The sequence below is a fragment of the Paraburkholderia fungorum genome (assembly GCF_902833645.1).
GTDB lineage: Bacteria > Pseudomonadota > Gammaproteobacteria > Burkholderiales > Burkholderiaceae > Paraburkholderia > Paraburkholderia fungorum.
Map to the genome: position 1 here is coordinate 69,790 of NZ_CADFGE010000014.1, position 14,944 is coordinate 84,733.

General features: G+C 63.3%; 13 protein-coding genes and 1 pseudogene. 6 read left to right on the forward strand and 8 right to left on the reverse strand.

Annotated elements, in window-relative coordinates; genetic code table 11:
• Positions 1-109: 109 nt before the first annotated feature.
• The 3 genes from HWX91_RS32950 (at position 110) to HWX91_RS32960 (ending at position 3,136) form a co-directional block, all read left to right on the forward strand.
• Complete coding sequence (locus tag HWX91_RS32950; RefSeq protein WP_028198875.1) at positions 110-1,252, forward strand: Re/Si-specific NAD(P)(+) transhydrogenase subunit alpha; 1,143 nt, start codon at positions 110-112, stop codon at positions 1,250-1,252.
• Between the two features lie 97 nt (positions 1,253-1,349).
• On the forward strand, positions 1,350-1,682 hold the full coding sequence (locus HWX91_RS32955) for an NAD(P) transhydrogenase subunit alpha part 2 (protein ID WP_028198874.1): 333 nt from the start codon (positions 1,350-1,352) through the stop codon (positions 1,680-1,682).
• A complete protein-coding gene (locus HWX91_RS32960) occupies positions 1,682-3,136 on the forward strand; it encodes an NAD(P)(+) transhydrogenase (Re/Si-specific) subunit beta (protein WP_028198873.1) in 1,455 nt (484 codons plus the stop codon). Before HWX91_RS32955 ends, HWX91_RS32960 begins: the two co-directional genes overlap by 1 nt.
• A gap of 113 nt (positions 3,137-3,249) precedes the next feature.
• Here the strand turns inward: HWX91_RS32960 and HWX91_RS32965 are convergent, their stop codons facing one another.
• The 8 genes and pseudogenes from HWX91_RS32965 to HWX91_RS33000 all read right to left on the reverse strand — a co-directional run bounded on the left by HWX91_RS32965 (position 3,250) and on the right by HWX91_RS33000 (position 12,725).
• Positions 3,250-3,990 carry a helix-turn-helix transcriptional regulator gene (locus HWX91_RS32965; protein ID WP_028198872.1) on the reverse strand — a complete coding sequence of 247 codons (741 nt, stop codon included), beginning with the start codon at positions 3,988-3,990 and terminating at the stop codon, positions 3,250-3,252.
• A 67-nt stretch (positions 3,991-4,057) separates the two neighbouring features.
• Positions 4,058-4,441: a VOC family protein gene (locus HWX91_RS32970; protein ID WP_028198871.1), complete on the reverse strand. Its 384-nt coding sequence runs from the start codon at positions 4,439-4,441 to the stop codon at positions 4,058-4,060.
• A 199-nt stretch (positions 4,442-4,640) separates the two neighbouring features.
• On the reverse strand, positions 4,641-5,936 hold the full coding sequence (locus tag HWX91_RS32975) for a THUMP domain-containing class I SAM-dependent RNA methyltransferase (protein WP_028198870.1): 1,296 nt from the start codon (positions 5,934-5,936) through the stop codon (positions 4,641-4,643).
• A gap of 239 nt (positions 5,937-6,175) precedes the next feature.
• On the reverse strand, positions 6,176-8,284 hold the full coding sequence (locus HWX91_RS32980; RefSeq protein WP_028198869.1) for a site-specific recombinase: 2,109 nt from the start codon (positions 8,282-8,284) through the stop codon (positions 6,176-6,178).
• Positions 8,285-8,943: 659 nt separating this feature from the next.
• Positions 8,944-9,663 (reverse strand): PqiC family protein, encoded by a 720-nt coding sequence (locus HWX91_RS32985; protein WP_028198868.1) that lies wholly within the window; start codon positions 9,661-9,663, stop codon positions 8,944-8,946.
• Complete coding sequence (locus HWX91_RS32990; RefSeq protein WP_028198867.1) at positions 9,660-11,318, reverse strand: PqiB family protein; 1,659 nt, start codon at positions 11,316-11,318, stop codon at positions 9,660-9,662. Before HWX91_RS32990 ends, HWX91_RS32985 begins: the two co-directional genes overlap by 4 nt.
• Positions 11,311-11,962 (reverse strand): annotated as a pseudogene (locus HWX91_RS32995) (paraquat-inducible protein A). Before HWX91_RS32995 ends, HWX91_RS32990 begins: the two are co-directional and overlap by 8 nt.
• Before the next feature lie 7 nt (positions 11,963-11,969).
• Positions 11,970-12,725: a paraquat-inducible protein A gene (locus tag HWX91_RS33000; protein ID WP_028198866.1), complete on the reverse strand. Its 756-nt coding sequence runs from the start codon at positions 12,723-12,725 to the stop codon at positions 11,970-11,972.
• A 435-nt stretch (positions 12,726-13,160) separates the two neighbouring features.
• On the opposite strand from HWX91_RS33000, the gene HWX91_RS33005 reads away from it, so the two are divergent.
• From HWX91_RS33005 to HWX91_RS33015, 3 genes are all read left to right on the forward strand, one after another.
• Positions 13,161-13,721, forward strand: a complete 561-nt coding sequence (locus HWX91_RS33005) for a cytochrome b (protein WP_028198865.1) — start codon at positions 13,161-13,163, stop codon at positions 13,719-13,721.
• A gap of 8 nt (positions 13,722-13,729) precedes the next feature.
• Complete coding sequence (locus HWX91_RS33010; protein WP_028198864.1) at positions 13,730-14,293, forward strand: YceI family protein; 564 nt, start codon at positions 13,730-13,732, stop codon at positions 14,291-14,293.
• A 79-nt stretch (positions 14,294-14,372) separates the two neighbouring features.
• On the forward strand, positions 14,373-14,942 hold the full coding sequence (locus HWX91_RS33015) for a YceI family protein (protein ID WP_028198863.1): 570 nt from the start codon (positions 14,373-14,375) through the stop codon (positions 14,940-14,942).
• Positions 14,943-14,944 lie beyond the last annotated feature (2 nt).

Genomic DNA, 14,944 nt, shown 5'->3' on the forward strand with positions numbered 1-14,944 from the left:
GCACACCCCCAGGTTTCGGTTAAAGTGACGCCGTTAGCCGTTGCACTTGCAAGCCGGCGTGCCTCGTCGGCAGCTCTGTCGTAAAACAGGAAGTCGAGGAGGAAAAAAGATGCACATCGGAGTGCCAGCCGAGACGCGCGCGCACGAAACCCGCGTCGCCGCGACGCCCGAAGCGGTCAAGAAATATGTGACCCAGGGCCACCGGGTCACGATCCAGAGCGGCGCCGGCACCGGCGCGAGCTTTCCTGACGAAGCCTTTGCGGCCGCCGGCGCGGAAATTGTCGACGCCGCGACCGCCTTTGGGGCCGATCTCGTTCTGAAGGTCCAGTCTCCGACCGACGCCGAACTGCCGCTTCTGAAGCGCGGCGCGACGCTGGTCGGCATGCTCGATCCGTTTAATGCCGAAAACTCATCAAAGCTGGCGGCTGCCGGCGTGACCGCGTTCGCACTCGAAGCCGCGCCAAGAACCACCCGTGCGCAGAGCCTCGACGTACTGAGCTCGCAGGCGAACATTGCGGGCTACAAGGCGGTGCTGCTGGCCGCCACGCTCTATCCGCGCTTCATGCCGATGCTGATGACGGCAGCCGGTACCGTAAAAGCGGCCCGTGTGCTGATACTCGGCGCGGGTGTGGCCGGATTGCAGGCCATCGCGACCGCCAAGCGCCTGGGCGCGGTCATCGAAGCCTCCGACGTGCGGCCCGCGGTCAAGGAGCAGATCGAATCCCTCGGCGCCAAATTCCTCGATGTGCCGTACGAAACCGATGAAGAGCGCGAAGCCGCGCAGGGCGTCGGCGGCTACGCGCGGCCGATGCCGCCTTCGTGGCTCACGCGTCAATCCGCGCTGGTGCACGAACGAGCGAAACAGGCCGACGTGGTGATCTCGACCGCCCTGATCCCAGGCCGCGCCGCACCGACGCTGATCTCGGTGGAAACCGTGCAGGCGATGAAACCGGGCTCCGTGCTGGTCGACCTGGCCGCTGGACGCGGCGCCGAGTACGAAGGCCGGCGCGGCGGCAACTGCCCGCTGACTGAAGCGGACCAGGTTGTCGTGAAGCATGGAGTGACGATCCTCGGTTATACGAATCTCGCCTCGATGGTGCCCGCCGACGCGTCGTCGCTCTACGCACGCAACCTGCTCGACTTCCTGAAGCTGATCATCAGCAAGGAAGGCGCCCTGAACATCGATCTCGCGGATGACATCGTCGCTGCCACGCTGCTGGCCCGCGACGGCGAAGTCACGCGCAAGACCTGAGAAATGAATTACATGGGACCGAAGTAAGCGCCAACGCTGATCGAGAGCTAAAGCGCCAACTCCGGCCGACATCGAATCAATACATAGGAGAGCGGCGATGGAAGTCATCAACCACACCGTCATCAACCTGATCATCTTCGTGCTGGCGATCTACGTCGGCTACCACGTCGTCTGGAACGTCACGCCCGCGCTGCATACGCCGCTGATGGCGGTGACCAACGCGATCTCGGCGATCGTGATCGTCGGCGCGATGCTGGCGGCAGGCCTCACCGTGGGCGACACCGGCAAGTTCTTCGGCACGCTGGCCGTCGCGCTTGCGGCGGTGAACGTGTTCGGCGGATTTCTCGTGACGAGGCGAATGCTGGAAATGTTCCGCAAGAAAGAGCCGAAGAAGCTGATCGCCGATAAGACCGCCAAGGAGAACGCGTAATGAGTCTGAACGTCGTCACGCTGCTTTATCTGGTCGCGTCGGTCTGTTTCATTCAGGCGCTCAAGGGGCTGTCGAATCCGAAGACGGCGCGCACGGGCAATACGTTCGGTATGGTCGGGATGGCGATTGCGATCCTCACGACCATCGCGCTGATCGTCAAACAGGCGAACGCGCTCGGCTCGAATCTTGGCCTCGGGCTCGGCCTGCTGCTGGTCGCGCTGGTGATCGGCGGCGCGATTGGCGCGTTCGTCGCGGCGCGCGTCGAGATGACCAAGATGCCGGAACTGGTTGCGGCGATGCACTCGCTGATCGGTCTGGCGGCCGTGTGTATTGCCTACGCGGTGGTGTCGGAGCCGGCGGCCTTCGGTCTGGTCGATCCGGAGAATACGCTGCCGGGTTTCCTGCCTTACGGTAACCGGATCGAACTGTTTATCGGCACGTTCGTCGGCGCAATCACGTTCTCGGGATCGGTGATTGCGTTCGGCAAGCTGTCGGGCAAGTACAAGTTCCGGCTGTTCCAGGGCGCACCGGTGGTTTACGCCGGGCAGCACCTGATCAACCTGTTCCTTGCGATCGGGATGCTCGGCTTCGGCGTGATCTTCTTTCTCACGCAGTCGTGGCTGCCGTTCATCATCATGACGTTGATCGCGTTCGTGCTCGGCGTGCTGATCATCATCCCGATCGGCGGCGCGGATATGCCGGTGGTGGTGTCGATGCTGAACTCGTATTCGGGCTGGGCGGCGGCAGGCATTGGCTTCTCGCTGAACAATCCGATGCTGATCATCGCGGGCTCGCTGGTGGGTTCGTCGGGTGCGATCCTGTCGTACATCATGTGCCGCGCGATGAACCGCTCGTTCTTCAACGTGATTCTCGGCGGCTTCGGCAACGAGGCGGGCGCGGCGGCGGCGGGTGGCGCGGCCGAGCAGCGTCCGGTGAAATCGGGTTCCGCCGACGATGCGTCGTTCATGCTCGGCAATGCCGAAACCGTAGTGATCGTGCCGGGTTACGGGCTGGCGGTGGCGCGTGCGCAGCATGCGCTGAAGGAACTCACCGACAAGCTGGTCGAAAAGGGCATCGAGGTGAAGTACGCGATTCACCCGGTGGCCGGGCGCATGCCGGGGCACATGAACGTGCTGCTCGCGGAAGCCGAAGTGCCCTACGACATGGTCTACGAAATGGACGACATCAACGGCGAGTTCGGTCAGGTGGACGTGGTGCTGGTGCTCGGTGCGAACGATGTGGTGAATCCGGCGGCGAAGAACGATCCGAAGTCGCCGATCGCGGGCATGCCGATCATCGAGGCGTACAAGGCGCGCACGGTCATCGTGAACAAGCGTTCGATGGCAGCGGGTTACGCCGGTCTCGACAACGACCTGTTCTACATGGACAAGACGATGATGGTGTTCGGCGACGCGAAGAAGGTGATCGAAGATATGGTGAAGGCGGTGGAATAATACGGGCAACTGTTGTTGCGCGGCCTGCCTCGTGGTGGGCCGCGAATCGCCCGGACGGACATCGGGTTCTCCAACGCGCGCGCACTCGCGTCACCAAAGCGTATCCCATGACGCTACCGCGGCTTTCCAGTCACGTGCCGTAGCCAATCCGCCAATCGTCGTCCTTCCTGATCCGGATACGTTTCAAGCACCTGAAGATCGCGGATTCTCTCCAGCCCGAAATTGCGGAAATCGCCGCGCAATTCGCACCACGCGCCGAGCGTCCAGCGCGCCCCCCAATAAGCCATCGACAGTGGCCACACGCGCCGCTCGGTCTCCGCGCTGTTCGCATCGGTATAGGCGAAGCTCACCACCTGACGTGCATCGATCGCCCGGTGCAGCACGTCTACCTTCGCCGAAAAATCCGCCTTGATATGAAACGACGGCGCGAAGATCGCCAGACGTTCGAGCGTGGCGCGTTTGTCGGCGGGCATTGCCGAGGCGATCTTCGCCAACGCCCCGCGTGCGCCGCTCGCGAAGCCGGCGCCGCCCCACGATTCGAGCATGCGTGCGCCCGCTGCGAGCGCGGCCAACTCGTCGGCGGTGAAGGTGAGGGGCGGCAGGCTCGCCGCGCGGCTCAGGCGGTAGCCGATACCCGCTTCGCCTTCGATTGGCACACCTGAGAGCTGTAGATCGCGCACGTCGCGATAGACCGTGCGCAGCGAGATATTCAGCCAGTCGGCGAGTTGTTGCGCGGTGGTCAGACGTCGGCCGCGTAACAGTTCGGCGATCTGGAACAGGCGGTCGGCGCGTCGCGTCATCGTGGGCGTCTTGTAGAAAAGGACGGGGACAGACCCACGATGATAGCGCCGCATGCCGCGCTCCGGTCAGCGTTCCGTGCGGCGCCTGCCGGCCGCCGCGCTGATGCGCCGAGTCACGTGCTCAACCGTTGGTCAGCGAGTGCAGGCCGAGGCGGTTGCCTTCCGTATCGGTGAAGAACGCGATGTAGCCGATGTCCTGCGGCAGCTTGATCACCGGACCGTCGGTTTTGCCGCCGGCCTTTTCGATACGGGCGAGGGTGGCGTCGACCGTCGGCTGGGCGTTCAGATAGACGAGCACGCCGTCGCCGCTCGGCGTCGTCGACGGGCTATGGACGATTGCGCCGCCGGTGGCCGGTTCCTCATAACCGAAGATGGCGATCGGCTGGCCGCCGACTTCCTCATGGCGCAGCTTGACGTCGAGCGCGGCTTCGTAAAAGCGCACGGCGCGAGCGAAATCGACGGACGGAATCTCGAACCATGCAACAACTTTGGATGAAGCGGACATGACACTCTCCTGTGAATGGCGGTAAGCCGTGCAAAGCGCCGGATGGCGTGAGAAGGAGTGTGCGTGAGGGCTACTGACAGCGTAGTGTCAGTAGGGCGTGGCGGGAATCGCGGGAGTCGCGGGTGCCGCAATACTGAGGTGCGGGCGAAAAAAAACCGCGGACCAGGTCCGCGGTTGTTCGATGTCGTTCTGCTCCGGCTTAGGCCGCCGGCGTGTCGTTGTTCTGCGGCCGTTGGCGCACGCTGCCCGCGATCAGATCGAAGCGGAACAGCCGGCATTCGAGCGCGCCGTTAAAGAGCGGCGTCTTGGTCGACTCGCGCAGACGCATCTGGCCCGGCAGCTTGCGATCCGACGTCAGAATGAACGCATGCCAGCCGGTAAAGCGCTGCTTCAGCGCATCGCCGAGCGACTGGAAGAATTCGCTGTCCGGCGTTTCTTCCTGAGCGCGGCGGAAGCTATCGTCGTCGCGGCCTTCACGCGTGGCGCGACCTTCGCGGATTTCGCCGCGTGCGTTGCGGCCGCGCACTTCGATCCGTTCGCCATACGGCGGATTCGCCACGAGAATGCCCGGTTCGGCCGACGGCGCCGTCATGCCGCGCGCGTCAACCTGCTTGAGCGGAATAGTCGGCAGGCCGGCGCGCTGGAAGTTAGCGCGTGCTTTGTCGAGCATGTCCCCGGAAATGTCGCTGCCGAAGATCTGCAGATCGGCGCGCGAGCTACGGGCGGCGTGTTTGGCGTCGAGCGCGGCGGCCTTCATCGGTTGCCAGGTTTTGGCTTCGAATTGCTTGAGCTTCTCGAAGCCGAAGCGGCGCTCCGCGCCTGGCGCGATATTCAGCGCCACTTGCGCGGCTTCCGCGAGGAAGGTGCCGCTGCCGCACATCGGGTCGTACAGCGGCGTGCCGGCAGTCCAGCCGGTCAGGCGCAGGATGCCCGCCGCGAGATTCTCGCGCAGTGGCGCCGCGCCCTTGTCGAGACGCCAGCCGCGCTTGAAGAGCGGATCGCCGGAGGTGTCGAGGTACAGCGTGCAATCGGTGGCGGTGAGGAACGCGAACACGCGCACGTCGGGCATGGCGGTATCGATGCTCGGACGGGCGCCGCTCACTTCGCGCAAACGGTCGCAGATTGCGTCCTTGACCCGCAGCGTCGTGAATTCGAGGCTGCGCAGCGGCGATTTGATCGCGGTGACGTCCACGCGCAGCGTTTCATTCGCCGAGAACCACTGCTCCCAGCGCTGTTCGAGCGCGAGCGCGTAAATGTCCTGTTCGCTGCGATACGGCCGATGCGCGATTTTCAGCAGCACGCGGCTCGCGAGGCGCGAGTACAGGTTGGCGGCCATGCCGGCGGCCCAGCCGCCGCGGAAATGCACACCGCCGGGCACTTGCGCGCCGGCCGTGAACGGTGCGCCGTTCAGGTGCTTCGCGGCAATTTCGGCGAGCTCGGTGGCGAGCGAGGCTTCAAGGCCGCGCGGACAGGGAAGGAAGAAATCGAAGGACATTGAGGTTGCCGGAAGGCGTTAGATAAGGCGCTATTGTACGCGGTCGGGGTGACGGCCCAGGCAGGGGGCGTTCCCGGAGGCGCGGCGGTGTATGCGCGCGGCCTGCGCTCGTGAGTAATGCGTGAGTAGCGCATGAGCAGCGCATGAGCAGCGCATGAGCAGCGCGTGGTTTCAGGGACGCCCGGCGCCGCACATGGAAGGCATGGCAGCCGATTGCCGGGCGACCCCCGCGAATGGCTCTATTTGTCTTGTGGCGCCGCTTTGGCCGGCCATACCAGCTCGAGCGGATGCCTGAACACCCGCTGCCAGATCGCGCCACGCAGCGAGCGCACCGCATTGCGCCGCAAGTCGCGCGATTTCACCGCCATGTAGAAGGCGAGGGCGAAACTCACGGCCACGTTGAGGATCGCCATGCTGCCGACGCCCGCGACCGCCCACCACAGCTCCGGTAGTTTCAGCGCGTCCTTACCCAGCACGCCGAGCGCCACGCCGATCGAGCCGGCGCTGAGCGTCACGTGACGCACTTCGAAAGTGAAGGCGAACGCGGTCAGGATCGCTGGCACGAGTCCGAGCATGAGGCCGAGCGTGATATTGCCCACCACGCCGGCTACGTTCGAGCGGCAAAACGCGGCGAGCCGGGCGGCGCCGGCCACGCCGAGTGTCATGCGCAGGCGCCGGTTATAGGCAAGCGCGTCGGCCACGCGATGCAGGACGAACCAGTTGTCCGCCCAGCCCGACAGCAAACTCGACGACCACAGCAGCACGCCCGTCAACGCGGCATAGAACGGTGTCGGGCCGAGCAGCGAGAACGAGTGCAGCGTGGCGTGCGCCTTCTCCGGCGAAATGATGTTGGCATTGAAGAGCGCATGCCACAGCAATTGCACGCCGAAGCACACCGGAAACACCAGTAGCACGTTGCCGAGCACCGCGGCTGCCTGGGTGCGCATCAGTGCGGTCACCGAACTCACGAAGCTGTCCACGCCTGCTGGCGTGCCGACGCCGTCCAGTTCACGGGCGAGGGTGGGCGCGGTCATTGCTGGTTGCTTGGTGGCGAGCGAGAAGTGCAGGAAGTGCATCAGCAGGAAGCTGGCCGAGTAGTTGATGCCGGCGAGCAGCCCTTCGAACATCGATTGCAGATGTGCACCGGTGATAGCGAATTTCACGCAGACCGTGACGACGGTCACGAGGCCGCCGCCAGCTGCCATGCGCAGCATCTTCAGGTATTCGGCACGATCGCGCGCGATGTAGTGTTCGCCGGTATCGGCGCTGTACTCGACGACCTTGCGCGCCAGTAGCGAGAAATTGCTGCGTACGAGATGGGCGACGCTCTGGCTCGCGTGATTCGCGTTCACCAGTTCGGCGGCGAGACGTGCGCTGGCGTGCGGATCGTCCTGCGTCATCCAGGCGTTCAGCAGATGTTCCGCGCGCACGATGCGCATGCGCATGCGTTCGACCTGGAACACGATGTCGACACTGACGCCATTGCGGTAAAGATGGGCGAAGACGTTGTCGGTGGCGCTGCGGCATTCGTCGAGCAGCAGGCGCAGGTAGTTGACCTCATGCAGCAGCTTGTCTTGCGGGCCGCCTGCGCTGACGGCCTGATGGGCTGCTTCGACGGCCAGCATGGCGCGCGTGAGCCGGTAGAACGGCTGCTTTTCCATGGCGACGCGTACATCGCCGGCATCGCGGAGGTCGACTTCGCCGAGCCGGCTGCGGACGGTTTGCGACAGACCGGTTGAGCTGATCTGGCAGGTGAGGTTGTGCAGCGCGGCCAGCAGGTCGAGCGAGAAAGGGGTGACGTCGCGTTGTTCGCTGTCGTTCTGGTCGTAGTCGAGGAGGGCGCGGATGCGGGTGAGCAGATCGGTGGGCAGATTGGCGATCCATTCGGCGTCGCGTTGCTGGCCGAACATCAGCGTGACGATTGCTCGCAGGTCGCGGCGGTTTGGCGCGGGCGGGATGAGCGAGGCTTCGAGGCGTTCGAAGAGTGCGCCGAAGAACCCGGAGTGGACGGGCATGCCGGCGTCGCAGAGCAGCGAGAGGCCGTCGCTTTCGCGCAGGAGCGCGCGGAGAATGCCGGCGACGTTGGCTTTCCAGGCCGGGTTGCGGTCCAGCACGTGGAGGAGATAGCGGATTCTTGTGTGCGCTGGGGTGGTGGTTTCGGCGGCGTCGAGATGGTCGGGTTGGACTGTGCGGCCGCGGTGGATCCAGTGGGCGAGTTCGATCAGCCATTCGCTGCGGTCTGGATAAGGGGCGGTTTTGTCTGCGATCGCTAGCAGGGCGTCCAACTGGTGGCCGCCGTCGCGGGAGGCACGCCATTTTTTTATGAATCTTTTGATTGAAGTGAACATTTTGCTTTGTTTGCCTGTTTCGGCGGGTTCCTTGTTGATCTGTGCTTTGGTCTTTTAGCCTTTTTGGCCTTTCCTTGAATTGTTCGTGGTCTATTAGCGTTGCCCCTGTGCGGGGCGGCACTTACTTTCTTTGCCGCCGCAAAGAAAGATAAGCAAAGAAAGCGGCTTCACCCCGCCAGCTCATAAGCGGGTCCCCCGCACAGTAGCGGTAGTGGTGCATCTGGAATCTGTCGCCTCGCACACTTCGCCTTAGTGACAAGGCAGTCATACCTCCGGCGGCGCTGCGCGCGCCGATACCCGTTTCCCAAACCATCAGGTGTACCAAGTGTACCAGGCGCCCCACCCGGCCGCCGGTTTCCTTGGCAGACCCGTCCGCGACGCACGCAGTGCGGAGTGGGAGCTGATGAGTGCTTTGTCACTAACGCGGAGTGTGCGAGGTGACGGATTCCAGATGCACCACTACCGTGGCTGTGCGGGGGACCCGCTTAAGAATTAGCGGTTTGAGCCGCTTTCTTTTGCCTACTTTTCTTTGCGGCAGGCAAAGAAAAGTAGGTGCCGCCCCGCACAGGGGCAACGCTAATAGACCACGAACAAAGCAAGGAAAGGCCAACACCCCAAGCGCACGGACAACCAGACCGCCGACAAGGCAAAACCCTTTTTCAACTGCCAGCGGCACCAGCCTCCACAGCGGGAGGACACACCGGCACAGCAACCCCACCCCCCTTCCCGGCGGAGCCACCTTTAGCAGCAGCCATAGCCTGCACACCACGAGCCACCTGCAAAGCAATCCTCTGCAACGCAGCCCGATGCCCATCAACAAGCGCATCGTAGCCGCCGCTAACCGGCTCCCTCACCACACTCCGGCACGTCATCACAGCCGTCCCACGCACAGCCCGCACACTCCACACCGCATCGATCAACGCATGCGACCCCGGCCACGACTCGAACCGCTGCACATTCATGCTGACCCGGTACACCGGCGTCGTATCCGGATACGCGGTGCCGTACACATCGATCGTGCCCAACTGCTGCGTCAGACTGGTCGACAAAGCCCGACGAATCTCGTCACCGGGCAACGAAGCCCAACGCTCCTGTTCGAGTACCTGGACCTGCGTCGGCCCCGTCTGCACCACCAACTGATTCTTCGCCACTTGCGGCGGCACATCGATCGGCGCGACTTCGATCAGCCATGCAGGCGCAGCCGTCCGGGCGCTGACCGGCGCCGCAGAACCGGCAGGCGCGCCATCCGCGCCGAGCGTATAAAAGCGGCTGCTCGGCGACGAACACGCCGCCATCGCCATCAGTCCGGCCAGAGCGCCGACATAAACAGCGCCGCGCACAAGCCCGCGCGGCGGGCGGGGGAGCCGGGCAAACGTCATGGTTTATCTCCTGATTTACCGCGCAACAGCGATTCCGGATGACGCTCCAGATAATCCGACAGCGCATTCAGCGACTGCAACGTGCGTGTCAGTTCCTGCAACGCCTGATGAACATCCGACTGCAACGGCGAGTCCTGCTGCAACGTCGCCTCCGCCGAACCGAACGTGCGCTTCGCCGAGGCCAGCGTGTCGCGGGCCTCCGGCACGACTTCCTTGTCGAGTCGCGTGAACAGCTGGTCGGCATTCTTCAACGCGCTGTTCAGGTTCGTCCCGATCTCGTCGAACGGCACCTTGTCGAGCTTCTTCGCAATGTCGGCAACTTGCAGTTGCAGTTCGTCGAGCGTGTTCGGAATGGTCGGCAACTCGAGCGGATCGCCCGTTACGTCAACCGTGGCCGGCGGCGCTTTCGGGAAAATATCGAGCGCCACATACAACTGGCTCGTAATCAGATTCCCGGTGCGCAACTGGCCGCGCAAGCCGTGCTTGACGAGCTGTTGCAGCAAGGTCTGGCCGGCGAGCGTGCCCGGGGTCGGCGCGGTTTCGCGGAAGCGCTTGCCGAGACGGTCCGGATACAGATTCATCGTGACCGGCATCGTGAAGCTGCGCGTCTTCGGATCGTAGTCGATGCCGATGTTGGTCACCTGACCCAGCACGATGCCGCGGAAATCGACGGTCGCGCCGACCGACAGCCCACGCAGCGACTGGTTGAAGTTCATCACCACGCGCAACGGCACGCCATCCGGCTCGCGCATCGCGTCCTGTTCATCCGAGGCGAGGCGGAACGTCATGTTGTTCGGCGCCTGCGCGCCCACGCCCTGGCCCGGCGGCGACTGGAACGACAAACCGCCGACGATCACCGTCGCGAGCGATTGCGTGTTCAGCTTGAAGCCGCTCGAGTCGAGCCGCAGATCGACGCCGCTCGCATGCCACCAGCGTGAATTGGTGCCGACGTACTGGTCGAACGGCGCCGACACGAACACCTGCATCGTTACGCCGGTGCCGTCCTTGTCGAGCGAGAAGCCGACCACCTGGCCAACCTGCACACGCCGGTAGAAGATTGGCGAGCCGATGTCGATCGAGCCGAGCGAGTCGCCGTGCAGAATGAACTGGTGGCCCTTCTGGTCGCCCGTGATAGGCGGGGGCGTTTCGAGGCCGACGAAGTTCTTTTCGGTGTCCGGCGAATGGCCGGCGTCGGCGCCGATATATGCGCCCGAGAGCAGCGTGGTCAACCCGGACACGCCGCTCGCGCCGATGCGAGGGCGCACCACCCAGAAACGCGAATCCTTCACTGCGAAGTTTTCGCCTTCCTTGGTGAGCTGCACCTGAACCAGCACGTGCGAAAGATCTTTGGACAACGTGATGGTCTTCACCGAGCCGACGTCGACGTCCTTGTACTTGACCTTGGTCTTGCCGGGTTCGAGGCCCTCGGCGCTAATGAAACTGATCGTGATGGTCGGGCCTTTCTCGGTCACCGACTTGATCACGAGCGCGAGGCCGATCAGTGCGGCGATCAACGGAATGACCCAGACGAGCGAGGGCAGCCACCGGCTGCGCGGTTCGATGTCTGGGTCCGGCAATTGGGGCGGCAGCTTCGGTCCGTTCGAATCGTTGCGCGGCGCATCGGAGGCGGGCGTCGGTCCTTGCGGGCTAGTCATGGTCGAGGTCCTGAGGGTTTTTGGGTACTGCCTTCCACGTTGTCCCAGATGAGCCGTGGATCGAATTGCATGGATGCCATCATCGTCAGAATCACCACCGAACCGAACGCGATCGCGCCCGGTCCGGCCGTGATCACGGCAAGCGACTTGAAGCGGACCAGCGCGACGGTGAGCGTGACGACAAACACGTCGAGCATCGACCAGCGCCCGATCCGCTCGACCATCCGGTAGAGCGTGGTGCGTTGCTCAGGCCGCCAGCGCGAGCGGCGCTGCGCAGTGGCGGTGAGCAGCACGAGCACGCTGAGTTTGAGCATCGGCACCATGATGCTGGCGATAAACACGATCACGGCCAACGGCCAGTCACCCGAGGTCCAGAAGTACACGACACCGCTCATGATGGTGTCGTCCTCCGAGCCTAGCAGCGACGACGTATGCATCACCGGCAGCAAATTTGCGGGAATATACAGCAAGGCCGCTGCGATCAGCAGCGCCCAGGTGCGCATCAGGCTGTCGGGGTTGCGCCGGTGCAGCACCGCGCCGCAGCGGCTGCAGTGTTGGGCCGTGACCGAGCGGATGCGCGGCTCCACGCGTCCGCATGCGTGGCAGGAGACCAGACCCGCGCTCTTCGCGGTCACATATTTCATCGTGCGCTCATCCCTGGTGCGGCGCCGGCGGGACAGCCGGCGGCAATGCGGATTGATTCGTGCCCTGGACATCGGGCGACGCGGGCGGCGTATCGAGGGAACTGACGGCAGCCGCTGCGCTATCCGCAGCGGTGCGCGGCAGCGGTTTCTTGCTGCGGTCGTTCATTTCGTCGGCGAGGTCCCACAGCACGCGCGGATCGAACGTGAGGACCACGGCGATCATCAGCGTCAGCACGCCGAACGCAAAGAGCGCCGCTTCGGGAATCACGCGAGCGAGACTCACCATCTTCACGATGGTAATCAGCACGCCAAGCATGAATACTTCGATCATGCCCCACGGCCGCACGAACTGAATGGCGCGCAACACATGATTGAAGGCGACCGGCACGTAACCGGCGCGCAGCGGGATCAGCACATAAAGCAGCGCGACCAGTTCGGTCAGCGGGAACAGGATGGTCGAGCAGAACACCATGACCGCGACGATCTGCATGTCCTCGCCCCATAGCGCGATGAGCGCGCCGAACAGCGTGGTTTGCGAGGTGATGCCGTTGGTTTCGAGTTCGACGATCGGGAAAGCCTGGGCAATGATGAAGGTGATCAGCGCAGCCAGTGTCATCGCACAGATGCTGTCGAGCTTGCGGGAGACACCGCGATAGAGCGTCGCGCCGCAGCGCGGGCAGCGCGCGACCGACCGCCCGACAAGCCGGGGCTTGCTGAACAGCGCATCGCATTCATGGCACGCAATCAGGTTGTTATGTTCCATACGGCAGAAGGGCTAACGACGTGAGGACAGGCGTGCAATGCCGGTTTCGCGGCAGGCCGGAGAAAAAGTGAAACTGTAAGCCTGGAGCAATAGTATCAAACGCGCTTCGCCGCCGGGCCGGCCGTTGGCCCAGGCGCTGTTGTGTGCGGGCGACGTCGGCATCACGACTAGTCTTACATACAATCGACTGATTCTGACACTCTCCGTCCCCAATTGTTCAATACCGTTCGATACGCGGGAAAATTTTCTAACCGGCGGCGATCCCGGCCACCCGCTTCGCATCGGACCAGGCCAAGCCAGCTTCTTCCGCTTGCGGTAGCATGGCGGCCTTGGCGTGTGCCGCAGCCGCCACGCTTTTTATCGAACTGTACGATGCAGCATGGAATAGCAGGGCCGGCTGCGCCGTTATCCTCTCTTAGCTTGCGTTGACCTGTCATGGCACTCAATCCTTCTTTCGGTGGCCGGGAGTCCTACACGCGGACTGCCATCGCCTTTCACTGGCTGATCGCGCTGCTGATCGTATGCGGTTTCGCGCTCGGTTGGGTGATGACCGACATCCCCGGCTTTACGCCCACCAAGCTGCGCTATTTCTCGTGGCATAAATGGATCGGTGTGACGGTGTTCGCGCTCGCCGTGCTGCGCATTCTGTGGCGCGCCACGCACGCGGCCCCGCCGCTGCCGCGCCGCATGCCGGCCTGGCAGCGCGGCGCCGCGCATCTCACGCATCTGCTGCTCTACGTGCTGATGATCGTGATTCCCGCTTCCGGCTATCTGTATAGCTCGGCGGCCAATATACCGGTGGTGTACCTCGGCCTGATTCCGCTGCCGCGTCTGATCGCACCGGACCCGCACCTCAAGGAACTGTTGAAGAACGTGCATATTGCGTTGAATTACACGTTGCTCGTGCTGGTCGCGCTGCACGTCGTGGCGGCGCTCAAGCATCAATGGCTGGACCGCGACGGTCTGTTGTCGCGCATGCTCCCTTTCATCAAATAAGGATAACCATGAAAGTTTCGTTTTATCGCTATATGCTCGCCGCGTTCGCAGCAGCCTCGCTGACCGCGGCCGGCAGCGCGCTCGCGCAAGTCGACGTCGCCAAAAGCTCGGTGACGGCCACGTCAAAGCAGATGAACGTGCCGGTGGAAGGCAAGTTCGGTAAATTTACCGCGCAGGTGAAGTTCGACCCGGCAAAACCGGCCGACGGCAGTGCACAGCTCAGTATCGACGTCGGCAGCTACGACCTCGGCGACGAAAGCTACAACGATCAGGTGCGTGGCAAGGACTGGTTCGACGCAAAGACCTATCCGACTGCCACCTTTGTGTCGAGCGCGATCGCCCCGGCCGGCGGCAATCAGTTCAAGGTCACCGGCAAGCTGACCATCAAGGGTAAATCGCAGACTGTCGTGGTGCCGGTCACGGTCACCCAGCAGGGCGCGACGCAGACGTTCGACGGCTCGCTGCCGATCAAGCGTTCGCAATTCGACATCGGCACCGGCGAATGGAAAGACACCTCGGTGGTCGCCGACGAGGTGGTGATCAAATTTCATATTGTTGCCGCACGCAAGTGAGGTTCGCCGCGCTGGTTGGGCGTAGCCGCTATCCTTCAAGCATTTCAGAAAACGTAAGGAGCCTGAATTGAAAACTTCCCTGTTGATCGCCGTCGGCGCATTGGCCTCATCGTTCTCGCTTGGCGCGTTGGCTGCCGCCGACACCTATCAACTCGACCCGACCCACACCTATCCGAGCTTCGAGGCGGACCACTTCGGCGGCCTCTCGGTATGGCGCGGCAAGTTCACCAAGAGCTCCGGCACCGTCACCCTCGACCGCGCGGCGAAAACCGGTACGGTGGACGTCACGGTCGATCCGGCGTCGGTCGATACCGGCAACAGCAAGCTCGACGAACATCTGAAGACGGATGCATTCTTTGACGTCGCCAAGTATCCGTCGGTGACTTACAAGGGCACGGAGATCAGGTTCGACGGCGACAAGCCCGTCGAAGTGATCGGCAACCTGACGATCCGCGGCGTGACCAAGCCGCTGAATCTGAAGATCGAATCCTTCAAGTGCATGCAGCACCCGGTGCTCAAGCGCGAAGTGTGCGGCGTGGAAGCGAGCGCGCATTTCGACCGCAGCCAGTACGGCATGGATTTCGGCGCCAAGTACGGCTTCAGCATGGACACCAAGCTGCATATCCAGTCGGAAGGCATCAAGCAATAAGC

Bases quoted from the DNA above. Each gene is read 5' to 3' on its own strand.
- HWX91_RS32975 (WP_028198870.1), bottom strand. From the start codon at position 5,936: ATGTCCTTCGATTTCTTCCTTCCCTGTCCGCGCGGCCTTGAAGCCTCG.
- HWX91_RS32985 (WP_028198868.1), bottom strand. From the start codon at position 9,663: ATGACGTTTGCCCGGCTCCCCCGCCCGCCGCGCGGGCTTGTGCGCGGC.
- HWX91_RS33000 (WP_028198866.1), bottom strand. From the start codon at position 12,725: ATGGAACATAACAACCTGATTGCGTGCCATGAATGCGATGCGCTGTTC.
- HWX91_RS33005 (WP_028198865.1), top strand. From the start codon at position 13,161: ATGGCACTCAATCCTTCTTTCGGTGGCCGGGAGTCCTACACGCGGACT.
- HWX91_RS32970 (WP_028198871.1), bottom strand. From the start codon at position 4,441: ATGTCCGCTTCATCCAAAGTTGTTGCATGGTTCGAGATTCCGTCCGTC.
- HWX91_RS33010 (WP_028198864.1), top strand. From the start codon at position 13,730: ATGAAAGTTTCGTTTTATCGCTATATGCTCGCCGCGTTCGCAGCAGCC.
- HWX91_RS32955 (WP_028198874.1), top strand. From the start codon at position 1,350: ATGGAAGTCATCAACCACACCGTCATCAACCTGATCATCTTCGTGCTG.
- HWX91_RS32965 (WP_028198872.1), bottom strand. From the start codon at position 3,990: ATGCGGCGCTATCATCGTGGGTCTGTCCCCGTCCTTTTCTACAAGACG.
- HWX91_RS32980 (WP_028198869.1), bottom strand. From the start codon at position 8,284: ATGTTCACTTCAATCAAAAGATTCATAAAAAAATGGCGTGCCTCCCGC.
- HWX91_RS32960 (WP_028198873.1), top strand. From the start codon at position 1,682: ATGAGTCTGAACGTCGTCACGCTGCTTTATCTGGTCGCGTCGGTCTGT.
- HWX91_RS32950 (WP_028198875.1), top strand. From the start codon at position 110: ATGCACATCGGAGTGCCAGCCGAGACGCGCGCGCACGAAACCCGCGTC.
- HWX91_RS32990 (WP_028198867.1), bottom strand. From the start codon at position 11,318: ATGACTAGCCCGCAAGGACCGACGCCCGCCTCCGATGCGCCGCGCAAC.